The following is a 13,361-nucleotide window of genomic DNA, read 5'->3' as shown; positions in this document are numbered from 1 at the left end:
AAATACTTCTAATAATTTTCGCGAGAAACTTGCTCGCCTAAAATTGATTTTACATAATATTAACTTGATAAATACGCGCTATTCCCCCATTAAGATAAAATATTTTCTAATATCCTAGTAAAGTATGAAGGATACTTACTTAATACCAAACGTACCTCATCTTCAAAATGTACAAATTCTTTAATTAAAGCTCTTTTAAAAGAATTATTCCCCTTCATAATTGAACATAATTCAATTGTAACAACCCGGTCTGCAAACCCTAATTCATAAATAATAACGGCTTTTGCAGAGAATAAACCATACTTCATTCTTTTTTGTAACTTCCGCAGATTATCCTTAAGTTCTTCGTACTTTTCTTTATAAATAAATTCAATTATTTCAATAATAGCCCCTAGTATTAATGTCCCCTCATATGCAATTGCTTGTTCACAAATATCAATCACATGCTCTATCTTTAATTGTCTTTGTTGCACTTTACTTACAAGCCTCATATCATTGTCTGTAATATATTTATATAAATCCCCAAATGTAATTCCTTGAATCCATTGTTCCGCTACATTAATTAGCACTTCTGGTTTATTACACTTATTAAATGTGTTATTTTGAATATTTTCTGAAAGAACTGGCCATACAACTTTCAAAAGACTCTCTATATTTTCACAGGAAATAAGCGCATTAATATTTTCAATTACCCATTTTTCAATATAAACAGATTGATATACTCCAAACAACGTTTTACCGTAAGCTTTACACCTAGCTGGTTCTGAAACTTTTTCTTTAATATTTTTCGCAACGAGTTTAAATAAATCAATAATTTGTTGTTGTTGATTTTTACTAGCTAAATAATAAGCTAATGTTCCTTTAGCAAGCTCACTAATTCTTTCCTCCGTATCCTGTATATTTAAAGTATCCCAATGCGCCATTAAAAAACTTTCTATAGATGAGATAATATTTATCTTCCTACCGATTTGTTTATTTAAACCTTCAGTTGTAAATGCTTTATCTCCATGATCTAATACAAGATGTTTGGCGAATGTAGTTATTATTCTGATATCTTGCAAATAATCCTTAACAAAGGTTAACGGCTCCATTGGTATATGATATCTACCGTCTTCACTTTCTAAAGGTTCAAAAAGTGATAATATAGTACTTGCACAAGGTTCCGCATTCTCAGGTTTTAACATAGTTTTAATTTGTTTCCATCTCCAGCTATCTCGATCTACTCTTCTTTTATCATATACCATTGGATCAGCAAAAATACTACTTCCTTCTGTATGCATACCTGAACGTCCGGCGCGTCCAATCAAATTGTGAAAATCCCTAGTTTTTATTCTTTCTCCTCCTTGATACACACTTGTTACAATAAGGTATCTAATTGGAAGATTGACTCCTTGTGCTAAAGTAGAAGTACAAATAACAAATTTAATGAATCCTTCTTTCATGGCATATTCTACAGAAAGTCTAATTCCCATAGGAATATTACCATGGTGCGTGAAAACTCCTAACGCAGCACTTTGTGTCGTTACATCATCATGGCCAAGATGGCTTTGATAAAGAAAATGTAGACGTTTTACCTCTGCTTCATCTGAGAATACAAGAGGCTTCACGATAGTTAATTCTCTTTCATAAGCCTCAACAACCTTTTCACACATACTATTTACTGAAGTTTTTGTACCGCAAAAAATTGCCACCCCCCCATTTATCGCCAATTTTAACCCTAAATATAAAGCAATAGATTTCCCATCATTCTTTTCAGGGAATACACGTCTCTTTTTTTCTCTTCCCTTAAGCTTTAGTTCTTGTTCTTCAAGTACTCTAGGGACATAAAACTCTTGATTATCAGGACTATTTTGTTTTACAAACTCCAACCTCCCAAGCTGATCTAACCAACTTGTAAACGCGATAGTTCTATACGTTGGGATAAGGTTGACTCCTGAAACTAACATACTGTCTTCACCATTAAGCCAATTACCTACAGATTGTGCATTACTAATTACAGCAGAAATTAAGACAGTTTGAATCGTTTTAGGTACCATTTCTTTTAATGATGTCAAAAGAAGTTCATACGTAATCCCTCTTGTACCATTATCAAATTGATGTCCTTCATCATATATTAATAAGCCAATACTATTAGCTAGCTCAGGAATATGCCGTAATATGTATAGTAACTTTTCAGGAGTAACAATCAATACTTGCTTCCCTTCTAAAATAGCTTCAATCTCAAAATCCTGTTGAAGTACATCCGAAAGCTCATCTACAGTAATGGATTCGTCATGAAATACTTTTATTAGACCATTACTTATCTCATGACATAATGCTCGAAAAGGTGCTACAATAACAGCAAGCGATGTTCGTCCTGAAAGAAAGGCACTTCTAATTATAATCTCCGTAGCTTTCGTCTTGCCTGCACTAGTAGGCATCTGAACTACAGCCGACTCACCTCTAAAAACCCCTTTTTTCCCTAATAGATGTTGAGCGGGCCATAACTCACGAATAAAGCTTTTTTTATATAAGGTACTTTGCCACTTACTAATATCAATTGATGAGTATATAGGTAATGAATACCATGTAGAGTTTAAAATTCTTTTTCTGATAACTGCACAAACCACATCGGTAATAAGTAATTGACGCGATGTACCTGAAGCATAAACACTTTTTCTCAATGCATTTGTACTTTCCAAAAGCTCATCATTATTTATCCCCTGTTTGAAATAAATAACTACAAATCGAGAAATTTCTTCAATATATCTCTTATAAGATCCACCAGAATAAGTAATTGAATTGTTAAAATCACCTCTAAGTAACCAAAGTAAAAGCATTTCTATTCCTTCACACTCTAAATTCAGACTTTTAATATCAATATTATTAGCTAAAACAATAGAACTTCCTGGTAAATCACATAAATAGTACGATGATGCACCTAGTAACAAAAGATATGGATTTAAATTAGCTTCTAATCGAGATTGTAAGTAAGCATCGAAAAATCTTGCTGAAAACTCTAGATTTTCCCGTAAATCTCTTAAACTCTCTTCATCTAGACTTTCCGAAATGGTCTGAGCCGCAACATCACCTAACAGACCAATTGCTAAAGGAAATAATCTAGCTGGATCTCGAGAAATATTAATGTGATCCTCAAAAGGAACATTATACTCATACATCTTTGCTTTTGATTGAGTTACTCCTAATAATTGTTTTGATTTATTTTCAGGCTTCATCTGCAGTCCTCCTATAAAGTTCATATACAAGTTTCATTAATTCAGCTCCATATATAACTAAAAGTTTAAGGTTACTTTGATTAGGATGATTACCTGCGTCTGTCCCCTGAATTATCTCTCGATCAAATATTTCAGTATTAAATATTGCTACTGCGCCATTTACTTCTTTATATGGCCGATCCTCTGGATTTTGAAACCTTCCTATGCGTTTAGCTTTCTCTATCTGGTTTTCAGCAAAAAGCCTTTGTTTAATAGCGTTTAAAGACTCTCCTCTTCTAGCTTGATCCTTACTTGAATCATTCACAGCATCTTGAAGTCTTGGTTTTGATTTATTCCCCGAAAATTGTGTTTTCGCCTCAAATATAGCCAAAGTATCTTCTAACGATTCTTGACTCTCATCCACAATTTTAAATCCTATAATATCACAACCTTTTGTTGATTCGTTACGAACTGTTTTATTACCATATCGAGTTCGTGGTACCCAGTATGAAGATATATATTGTAGAAAATCCGATACCAAAATTTCGCCAAAATCTCCTGCCATTGTAGAAGGTCCTAATCTCTCAGACTTATCAGGAAGTTTTATTTTCGATAAATATTCCGCTCGAGAATAGCCATAATCTTCTCTTAAAAAATCTATTTCTTCTTCCCTACAGTAATGCCCTCTAAAATGTTTAGCCCACTCTGAAAGCACTGTTTCATCATTTTCATGACGAAACTCCCATACCTCGACAATTTTATTGTCTGCAGTTTCTAATTGTTCTCCAGTATTTATAAACCACCTTATATGTTCTAATTGCTCCTGATCCATTGTATTCATCCTCTTTCATGTATCTAATGAAAAAACAAAAATCATTTATTTATTCATTAATATTTATTGATTAAATAAACCGAGAGTATCTAGAGTAATATTCAAATAGATAGTTAAAATTGTATTTATACCACTTTTTTCTGTTTATCATCCGTATTTAAAATCCCCCCTCAACCCTCTAATAAACTATTAATTCTGACTTACATATATATCATATAACAAATAAGAGTATGCTTTGAAAAAAATTAATCAAAACATACTCTATCGGAATAATTTTTATAATAATTAACTATCCTATTGTAGCTTTAAAATTTATTAAGACCTAAATAGTAAAAAGTCACAAAAAATAAGGGGTGATACATATTAGTCATGTATAATATGTATCACCCTTTTTCCATAATCGCGCCCGATTGTGGAATAGAATGAACCGCATTTTTTTAAAAACTTTATTATTTTTCAAACGATTTTATTGTAAATTAAACAACTTTTTTGTCACTTAACAACTATATAATATTTCTTTAAGTACACCAAGTTTCAAGTTACTTTCCGTTGATATGATATCTGCGTCCATCTGCTTAACTTTAAAACATTCGTTATATTACTCCCCCTTAAAACCGAGATTTTATACTATTCTTTTTGTAAGCCCTCCCTAATCACCGAGCATGTTTATTTCTCCAAATCACTGTACATAATAATAAACAAAGACAAACCCTTTATCCTTAAGATACAAACTCTTTCTTAAGAGTATCAAACTCGGTGATTAGGGTGGAGTGGTATACCACTCCATCCTAACCACCGAGTAGCAAAAAGATCTTCATCTACAGTTCAACCCAAATACCGATACATCAATAACTAAAAAACAGCCACCAATGTGATAGCTGTTTTATAAAATCAAGCTGATTTGATTTTTCACATCACGCTTTGAAAAATCGGTTCGTAACTGTAATGAAATATCATATTCGTTACGCTTTTTATTTTCTTTAATGGATACAGATTGAATGAGAGGTAATAAAAATCGTCTTTTATCCATATCGCTTATTTCTTGAAGCTTGACATCATCCTGAAATACTTTATTCAAAGTATGTAGCCATGTTTCTTTACTTTTTTCAATTTTTTCTTTGAGGATGATTTGCTGTTTAAAGCCGTTCATTTGTTGTATGATTCCATCTAGTTTTCGCTGTACATCCGAACGATAAATCGCTAAGGACTTCAAAAAACGCTTATCATCGTTATTTTTCATACGCTGTTTGAGCTCTTCTGTAATATTGTGAAGTTTGATGGTGTAGTTTTCGAAGAGATGCTGATGCTTTTGAATATTGTTATTCAATTCTTGTATCTCATACTGAATTTTTTGTTCTATTGCATGATACACATTATGAAATCCACTTATTTTTACATCAGTAAGTGTTTGATTAACTACTTTATCATGAAGGAGGTCTGCATCTATTCTTAATTTGCAGTTAGAACAGAAATAAATTTTCCCTCCATACTTTTTATTTGTAGAACTTATTGTTTGTTGATTCTTTGTTTTCATTAGTTCCTGGCACTTTTCACAAGAAAGCAATCCTTGCAAAAGAAAACTTGTTTTGTAATATTTAGGAACCATGTTACCATTACGTTTTTCTGAATAAATACGCCAGCATGATTCCCATGTCGTTCGTGAAATAATTGGCTTCACATAGTAGTTTGGTGCTTCGACCCAAATATCCCTTACATTTTGCTTTCCACCTGTTTGTCGGCGCCATGATAATAAACCACAATAAAAAGGATTAAGCACAATCGCCTTTACATTCTCTTTCCCCCAATCTTTTCCGCGGCGGGAACCGTTAGGGAGCGTATTAGCAATATGCTGAAATCCATGACCATTTAAATATAAGTTGAAGATTTCTTTTACATAGCAAAGCTCTTCGGGGTGTTCTATAAACTGCCCACTATTCTTATCATATGTGTAACCAAACGGCGGCTTACCACCAAGCCATTTCCCTTGTTTTGCTTTGTTTTCTAGACCTGATCGTGTTCTGGCGATAATGGTGTCAACTTCATATTTGGTAAAACCATCTTCCATAAGTTGCACAATCAAGTCAGTATCAGTATTGTACACACTCTCGGTTGAACTAATAATGATGGGAATATCTAGTGTCTTCATGACAATACGTATCGTTTGATGCTCAAGAGGATCTCTAGCCAAACGATCACTTTTATAAACAATGACAAAATCAAATTCTTTTCTTTTTGCCGCTTCGAACATATTTTCAAGTTCTTTCCTACTTGTAATTTTATTTTTACGAGCGGAAACAGCCTTATCAAGAAAAGAATGATTATGAATGCAATCATATTTGCGAATCACTTCCATAACGGAATTCAATTGCATATCCATATCTTGTTTATCCGTAGAATGACGCCCATAAAAAGCAGCCTTCATATTTGGTTGTAATATATGAGAAAGCTTCATGATGTTAACACCTCTTGAGTACGTAAGAATGGGTGTTTAAAAATAATTTCGCAGTTCTTTCCGTCAGTTTTAACTTGTTGTATTAAATCTTGAAAAAAGGAACCTAACTGTCGATTCTCCTTTATCTCGTCATAGGACAACGACATAGAGGATTGATAATTACTTATCTTTTCACGTAATTGCTTTACATCACTTAATTCCTGTATTACCTGTTCTTTTTGTTCTTTATATTTTGCCAGCTCATCATACAGCGCCATAATTTCGACTTCTTTCTGATCCTTATAAGGCGCATCAGTTTCGTGATACCACGTATCTACTTTTGTAATTAACTTTTCATTCATAAGCTGGATTTTCTCTTCAATGGTTTGTATTTTCTGTTGTATTTGTTTTTTAGCATTTTGTTCATATCGATCGAATAGTTCATGAAAATGGGAAGTAAGTAAGCTATCAAAATATTCCTTACAGCGTTCAAAGATTAATGGTTCAATTGTACTCTTCAGAACATAAACCGCAGAATGATTTAAACATTTATACTTTAAATTTTCTTTTTTTCTGGCCTTTACTTTTTGTAATGATTCATTACATTTCGAACAAATTAATAAGTCTTGCAATGGATATAACACTTGTTCGAATACATAATCTTGATGAGTCTTTTTGGGAGATAATATGGTGACAATACTACATGCTTTTTCCCATGTATTCTTATCAATAATGGAAAGTCTTTCATATTTACTAGTAACATCTTCACCAAAAATATTCATAGTACGCAATCCAATATATGTCGGGTTTAATACAATTTTTCTTATATCGGCCGAAGTCCAAGACTTACCATTTTCTTTCAAGCCTAATACACTACAAAGCTCTTTCAAGGATTCATATTTTCCCGATACAAGTTCTTCATAAATCCTTTTAACAATTTGTACTTGCTTATCAACCAATTCAATTTCTTTCGTTTCTTTATTCCATTTGAAACCATACGGAAGATGTCCTGGGTTTTTTCCACTTTGGAAATTTGACTTTAATGTTTGCTTTAAACGTTCAATAATTTGTTCGCCTTCACGTTGGGCCATACCCGCCATAATTAATTCAAGATATTCACCAATTGGTGTGTAGTACATTGGCGGCTCATTCGGTGCAGTTAAAATAACATTTATTTTCTTGTTTCTTAGTATTTGATAAATTTCATAATACTCCATCACATTTCGAGCTAGTCGATCTCGCTTAAATACAAATAAGGTTCCGACATCGTTGTTGTTGATATCTTGTAATAATTTCTGTAGAGCTGGACGTTTTTTAAAACTGACTTTTCGGGCTGATACCGCTTCATCAATATATTCTTCATCGATAATCAATGCCATATCAATGGAGCGAGTAAGAACTGAATTTTGTTGCATTTCGATTGAGTTTTCCTGAGAATCAATTGAACTTCTATAATATGCAACGGTTTTCAATTCAGGACCTCCTCTCATGATGTTCTATTTACACTGTATGTATCAAAAATAGCAGCTAGTCCTTTTTAATTGCTTTAACTAATTCTTTTTCAACAATCTTGATATACGCTTCAAACCATTTTTGAGCTGATTCTGGATCATGAACATAACTTACTGATGTAATTGTAATTTTCTTTTGCTTATTCATTTTATGTATTCCTTTCAATAAATCCATGGAGGTTAGTCTTATGATAAATGAAATTGGTAAACACATTCGTACACTACGTACTCAAAAAGGCATTGGACTAAACACCTTTGCAAAACAGCTGGGTGTATCACCAGCTTATTTAAGTAATCTTGAAACAGGAAAGACGGGTACCATTCAACTTTCATTATTACAAAAACTACAAGATGAACTTCACCTCATTACAATAGATAATTCATCCTTAACCCTAGATGAAACAAAATATAGAATTGCTCGCGCAAGCACCCTATTACATAACTTGATACAACAGGATAAAGCACTTGGATATTACTTATTAGAAACTCTAGAAAAAGGTATTGATCTATCTCAAGCTTCACCTATCTTCCATAACAATGATCAAGATTATTATTTACAGAACTAAAAAAGCTATTCACAATAAAAAACAATTATTTATGTTGATGAATAATTTAACGCAAAAAGAAGAGCATATCTCTTAATGAAAGAGAATGCTCTTTTTATTTTTCACCTTCTTCTTGGCAACTTACTGCGGCTTCAACTATAGATCTTAAAATTGGATTTTTCTTTTCCCACTCTTGTTGAAACCATTCTTTTTGTTCTTCTTTTTCCATTAATGCAAGTGATGAATGAATAATAACTTTTGTATTACCAAATTGAAATTCTTTCATCATATCCCCCCTTGCATTATATGTATGCAAGGCGGGAAAAAAGACGAACTATCATTTTCATAGGACAAGCTAGCCATACATATCCATAACAATAATACTAGACAAGCTGGTAGGTGAAACTAATGTATCGTCCACAAGAACTTGATGTATTTATCTATTTACGTAAAAGCCGAAAAGATCTGGAAGAAGAAAAAAAGGCTATGGAACATGGACAACATTATGATACACTCGAACGTCATCGTACTCAGTTATTAGAACTCGCTCACAAAGAGCATCATAATATCATTGATATTTTAGAAGAAGTTGTTTCTGGTGAATATATATCTGAAAGACCTATGATGCAAAAACTACTTCGTGAAGTAGAATCCGGCATCGGTGATGCTGTGTTAGTAATGGATTTAGACCGCCTTGGTCGTGGGGATATGGTAGATCAGGGAACGATTTATCGTGTGTTTCGCTATTCAGAGACATTCATTATTACTCCAACAGAAATTATTGATCCTAATGATGAAAATCAAGAGTTGACCTTTAGTATAAAATCTTTAATTGCCCGAGAAGAATTAAAAACAATTGTTAAACGTATGCAACGTGGTAGAAGAGTTTCTGCAAAAGAAGGAAAATCCATCTCTCGCGTGCCAGCTTATGGATACTTACGAGATAATAATTTAAAACTTTATCCTGATCCTGAAAAGGGTTGGGTAATATCAAAAGTATTCGAATTAATGGCAAATGGAATGGGAAGACAGACAATTGCTCAAGAATTAGATAGACTAGATATTACTCCTCCTCAAGGTGAGTATTGGAATCCTTCAACTATCTCATCCATTATAAAAAACGAGGTATATCTTGGTCACATTATTTGGGGGAAAATACGTTATACCAAACAAAATGGGAAATACATTCGAAAAAAAGTACCGAAAGAAAGATGGCAACGACACGATTATGCGCATCCTCCGCTTGTATCAGAAGAGCTGTTTCAAAAAGCTAATATGGCACATAGTAAACGCTGGAGACCTCCAACAATAAAAACAAAAAAACTTTCCAATCCCTTGGCAGGCATCTTATTATGTGAATTATGCGGCCATTCCATGCTTTATCAACCAAGAAAGGATCGTCCTAACCCTCAAATACGATGTGTACAGCCATCGTGTAAAGGAATCCAAAAAGGTGCTTCTTTAACACTTGTTGAACAGCGTATACTGGATGGATTAAAGCAAATTATTGAAAGCTTTGAGATACAAGAAAACATGGTACAAAAAAAGCAACCTAAAAATAATATTCAGCTACAACAAAAGGCTCTAGAAAAAAAAGAGCAACAAGTTAACGATTTACAAAAGCAAAAAAATAAACTCCATGATTTATTGGAGAAGGGTGTATACGATATTGAGACTTTTTTAGAACGTCAGAAATCCATTGTAGTACGTTTAAAAGCTACACAAGAAGAAATTAAACAACTTGAGCATGAAATTAAGCATATATTAGAAAGAGAAAAACATATACATGAGTTTGTTCCCAAAATTAAAAATGTATTAGAAGCATACTATGTGACTAAAGATGTAGAAAAGAAAAATCGCCTTCTTAAATCAGTACTCGAAAAAGGAACATATTTACGAAAAAAATCATGGAAAAATCCAGATGCGTTTATAATCGAATTATATACAAAAATATAAAGGATAATAATCAGTGAGGGTTTTCCTCATCCCCGCTGATTATTATCCTTTACCAATCGGACTTTTACAGGCAGTTTATCCCACACCTATTTTCTTTGTTCTCCTTAGAATCTGGAGATGGGAGTACTACTGCTCGTTAATACACAGTAAAAAGGAAGCTCTAAAATATCTACTCCCTAAACACTCTGGAAATGCTTTATTTGGTGAGAGCTCTTATCAAGCAATTTCTATATCATTAGGCGTAGATTCTTGATAGGGCTGAATTTTTTCAAAGAATCTGAGTACATCCTGTTACAGTATTCCGTTACTAACACTTAAATAAGTAATTTTATCATTTTTGATATTAAAAGAATGAAAAAATTACTACTCTTCTTAAAGGTAGACGGTGTTTAATCCAATGGTACTGTTAGTCTATCATATTTACTGTACCGGACGTTATCTAAATTCTATGTACTAACAACATCTATTTCTATCCTTTAAGTTTTCTCCAACCTCATTCTTATTCTTCGATATATCATCCAAACTTTTCATTTTCAATGTTTTTATAGATAGGAAAAAGTAGATGATGTACGATTGTACCATTTACTTCGCAGAATATATCCCATATTGTTCAAATGAATTGAAATCCAGTAATCTCCTGGATTCTTTATGACTACAAGCTAGCTCATATCATCAATAATTTATTACATCTTGCAATTTTTGTTTAAGTTCCATTATAAATTAGTTATATTATTAACTAAGACATCTTGAACAATTTCAGACATATTTTTAATGATAACTTTCTTTGGAAACCGATTAGAAGTTGCACATACAGATAATTTGTAATTAGAATCTATTTGATATTGTTTAAAAAAATAAGAAGAATAAAGATCATCTTGTTTAACGATAATGCCTTCCTCCTTATTTTTTTTAATTGTAAAAGAATTTAAAGGAATTGAAAGACCCTTTCCTATTGCTTTTATATAACTTTCTTTTAATGTCCACAAGTCATAGAAATAATCAATTTTTCCAACCAATGACCTAGTATTTAAATCTTCTACTTCTTCATCTGAAAAAAAATGCGAAACTATTTCTAAGTTTATAGGACATATTTTCTCAATATCTATGCCTACAGGAAATTTATCTACAATACAAACAATCCAATCTCCTGAGTGCGAAATATTAAAGAAAAAATGATTACTTCCTTTCCAGAAAGGTTTACCATACTTATTGTAATCATACTTAATATCTTGATTAAATATTTTAAATTGCTTACAAATCACAGATCGTATCAAAACATCACCTAACAAAGATCTATAAGCATCTTCTTTTTTTACATAACCATCTATTTTTTTCTTTTTTTCCGCAGACACCAAATTTAATAAGTTATTATATCTATTTTCATCTATAAATTGTGGCTTTTTGATCGCGTAAATATTAATCATTTGAAATTCCCTCTCACTCCCTATACGATACTATTTAATTTCTTATAATATTTTCAATATAGACCCTTTCTAAAATAAAACTCTATCTTTACACATTACATTTTAAATCATTAATTATTGCATTTTGGATAAAGGCTTGCTGACTATGAAGAAAAAAATGATCTCCTTCTATCATACGTACTTGATTAAATCCTGTTGTAAGTTCTCCCCACGCTTTTAGGTTTCCCTCATCAACTCTTTCATCCTGTAATCCACCAAAAACAGATATAGGACAGGTTAAAAGACTCCCTTTTTTATAAAGGTACGTATCACAAACTTCAAAATCCCCACGCAAAATTGGCTCGTATATCTCCATTAATTCCTTATTTTCAAGTACTTCCTTAGGCGTACCATTTAGGTTACTCAATTCTTGAAGAAACTGCTCTTTAGGAAGATTATAAATAGTTCGATGAATATTTTTCAAATGAGGAGCCGCTTTTCCTGATACAAACAAGTGAAGTGGAGAGACCTTCTCCTCTTTCACTAAAGTTCTTGCTAATTCAAAAGCAAGGAGTGCTCCCATACTATGACCAAAAAAAGCAAATGGCTCATTCATATAAGGCTGTATTCCTTGTTTTAGACCCTCTACCATTTTGCTTACCGAACGTGGTATCTCCTCCAAAAAACGTTTATCTCTTCCTGGTAGTTGAGCAATATGTATTTCAATATCAGCAGGCAATGTCTTTTCCCATTCCCTAAATACCATACTTCCTCCTCCTGCGTATGGAAAACAAAAGAGCCTTAGTTTAGGCTGATTCCTCAATAAAGGACAAGTAAACCAGTTAGAATTATTTATCTGTCGTATCATGTTATTTCTCCTTATCTAAGTTATAAATTCAATACTACTTATCATACTTAAGTATTAAAATATTTTAGTCTTTAATTAAAGCTTATTTAACGTTCACCTTAAACCCTAAATTATTCTCACTATATTTAGTATCAAAATAAAAAACGTACTGACAACAGTCAGTACGCCTTATAAAAACTGAAAAGTTGTTTACACTATGTTTGAGCAATTTCTATACATCCAAACATGATTAATTTGTTAGCCACTACGCGCAACTAAAAGCTCTATGACTTTAGCATCTATCCTTCATCTTCCTGAAAATAATACGAATATACTTTTCATAATTTTCTTCTAAACATTGTAGTGTATACACCATAGCTTGAAGTAATAATTGCACGTCATTTTGCTCCTTTTGGGAAGCTTTGTTCGTTGGGAGCATCGCTCTTAAATAACCATCCCGCGTCTCTACTTCCATCTCTACATGACATAACTTCTCTATTGAATTTACCGTGCCAATAGTGACTGTAGACACACTTGAACAGACAATATCTTCACCATAGGAAGCATAATCTGCATGCCCTTCCACAATAAATCCTTGAATATAATTGGGTTTTTCAATTAATACTGAAACAGAAATCATAA

The 13,361-nt window shown here is 32.5% G+C and carries 11 protein-coding genes; 2 read left to right on the top strand and 9 right to left on the bottom strand.

The genetic code is table 11. The features are described from left to right. Nucleotides 1-89: 89 nt before the first annotated feature. The 5 genes from MKY70_RS02960 to MKY70_RS02940 all read right to left on the bottom strand — a co-directional run bounded on the left by MKY70_RS02960 (nucleotide 90) and on the right by MKY70_RS02940 (nucleotide 8,143). Nucleotides 90-3,215: a DEAD/DEAH box helicase gene (locus tag MKY70_RS02960; protein ID WP_341074452.1), complete on the bottom strand. Its 3,126-nt coding sequence runs from the start codon at nucleotides 3,213-3,215 to the stop codon at nucleotides 90-92. Then, the gene (locus MKY70_RS02955) at nucleotides 3,205-4,026 is read right to left on the bottom strand and encodes a Hachiman antiphage defense system protein HamA (RefSeq protein WP_341023056.1); all 822 of its coding nucleotides are present in this window, start codon (nucleotides 4,024-4,026) and stop codon (nucleotides 3,205-3,207) included. The genes MKY70_RS02960 and MKY70_RS02955 overlap by 11 nt, the downstream gene beginning before the upstream one ends. 883 nt (nucleotides 4,027-4,909) lie before the next feature. Then, entirely contained in the window at nucleotides 4,910-6,478 is a 1,569-nt protein-coding gene (locus MKY70_RS02950; RefSeq protein ID WP_341023053.1) for a recombinase family protein, read from the bottom strand. Further along, nucleotides 6,475-7,929: a recombinase family protein gene (locus MKY70_RS02945; protein ID WP_341023050.1), complete on the bottom strand. Its 1,455-nt coding sequence runs from the start codon at nucleotides 7,927-7,929 to the stop codon at nucleotides 6,475-6,477. Before MKY70_RS02945 ends, MKY70_RS02950 begins: the two co-directional genes overlap by 4 nt. A 55-nt stretch (nucleotides 7,930-7,984) precedes the next feature. Further along, nucleotides 7,985-8,143, bottom strand: a complete 159-nt coding sequence (locus tag MKY70_RS02940) for a hypothetical protein (protein WP_341074631.1) — start codon at nucleotides 8,141-8,143, stop codon at nucleotides 7,985-7,987. A gap of 13 nt (nucleotides 8,144-8,156) precedes the next feature. On the opposite strand from MKY70_RS02940, the gene MKY70_RS02935 reads away from it, so the two are divergent. Continuing rightward, entirely contained in the window at nucleotides 8,157-8,534 is a 378-nt protein-coding gene (locus MKY70_RS02935; protein ID WP_070174212.1) for a helix-turn-helix domain-containing protein, read from the top strand. A gap of 94 nt (nucleotides 8,535-8,628) precedes the next feature. On the opposite strand, the gene MKY70_RS02930 is transcribed toward MKY70_RS02935, so the two are convergent. Further along, nucleotides 8,629-8,799 carry a hypothetical protein gene (locus tag MKY70_RS02930; RefSeq protein ID WP_171903037.1) on the bottom strand — a complete coding sequence of 57 codons (171 nt, stop codon included), beginning with the start codon at nucleotides 8,797-8,799 and terminating at the stop codon, nucleotides 8,629-8,631. A 122-nt stretch (nucleotides 8,800-8,921) separates the two neighbouring features. Between MKY70_RS02930 and MKY70_RS02925 the strand changes: the two genes are divergently transcribed. Then, nucleotides 8,922-10,469 carry a recombinase family protein gene (locus tag MKY70_RS02925; protein ID WP_341023046.1) on the top strand — a complete coding sequence of 516 codons (1,548 nt, stop codon included), beginning with the start codon at nucleotides 8,922-8,924 and terminating at the stop codon, nucleotides 10,467-10,469. 713 nt (nucleotides 10,470-11,182) lie between these two features. Here MKY70_RS02925 and MKY70_RS02920 read toward each other — a convergent pair. From MKY70_RS02920 to MKY70_RS02910, 3 genes are all read right to left on the bottom strand, one after another. Then, the gene (locus MKY70_RS02920) at nucleotides 11,183-11,893 is read right to left on the bottom strand and encodes a 4'-phosphopantetheinyl transferase family protein (RefSeq protein WP_341023043.1); all 711 of its coding nucleotides are present in this window, start codon (nucleotides 11,891-11,893) and stop codon (nucleotides 11,183-11,185) included. A gap of 88 nt (nucleotides 11,894-11,981) precedes the next feature. Beyond that, nucleotides 11,982-12,740, bottom strand: coding sequence for a thioesterase II family protein (locus tag MKY70_RS02915; RefSeq protein WP_070174209.1), 759 nt, complete (start codon nucleotides 12,738-12,740; stop codon nucleotides 11,982-11,984). Nucleotides 12,741-13,011: 271 nt separating this feature from the next. After that, entirely contained in the window at nucleotides 13,012-13,359 is a 348-nt protein-coding gene (locus MKY70_RS02910) for a ribosomal-processing cysteine protease Prp (RefSeq protein WP_070174208.1), read from the bottom strand. Nucleotides 13,360-13,361: the final 2 nt, after the last annotated feature.

The sequence above is a fragment of the Bacillus sp. FSL R9-9492 genome, assembly GCF_038007365.1.
GTDB classification, from domain to species: domain Bacteria; phylum Bacillota; class Bacilli; order Bacillales; family Bacillaceae_G; genus Bacillus_A; species Bacillus_A mycoides.
This window is presented reverse-complemented; position numbering and strand designations above follow the sequence as displayed.

Bases quoted from the DNA above. Each gene is read 5' to 3' on its own strand.
- MKY70_RS02920 (WP_341023043.1), bottom strand. From the start codon at position 11,893: ATGATTAATATTTACGCGATCAAAAAGCCACAATTTATAGATGAAAAT.
- MKY70_RS02940 (WP_341074631.1), bottom strand. From the start codon at position 8,143: ATGGATTTATTGAAAGGAATACATAAAATGAATAAGCAAAAGAAAATT.
- MKY70_RS02910 (WP_070174208.1), bottom strand. From the start codon at position 13,359: ATGATTTCTGTTTCAGTATTAATTGAAAAACCCAATTATATTCAAGGA.
- MKY70_RS02955 (WP_341023056.1), bottom strand. From the start codon at position 4,026: ATGGATCAGGAGCAATTAGAACATATAAGGTGGTTTATAAATACTGGA.
- MKY70_RS02930 (WP_171903037.1), bottom strand. From the start codon at position 8,799: ATGAAAGAATTTCAATTTGGTAATACAAAAGTTATTATTCATTCATCA.
- MKY70_RS02935 (WP_070174212.1), top strand. From the start codon at position 8,157: ATGATAAATGAAATTGGTAAACACATTCGTACACTACGTACTCAAAAA.
- MKY70_RS02915 (WP_070174209.1), bottom strand. From the start codon at position 12,740: ATGATACGACAGATAAATAATTCTAACTGGTTTACTTGTCCTTTATTG.
- MKY70_RS02925 (WP_341023046.1), top strand. From the start codon at position 8,922: ATGTATCGTCCACAAGAACTTGATGTATTTATCTATTTACGTAAAAGC.
- MKY70_RS02950 (WP_341023053.1), bottom strand. From the start codon at position 6,478: ATGAAGCTTTCTCATATATTACAACCAAATATGAAGGCTGCTTTTTAT.
- MKY70_RS02960 (WP_341074452.1), bottom strand. From the start codon at position 3,215: ATGAAGCCTGAAAATAAATCAAAACAATTATTAGGAGTAACTCAATCA.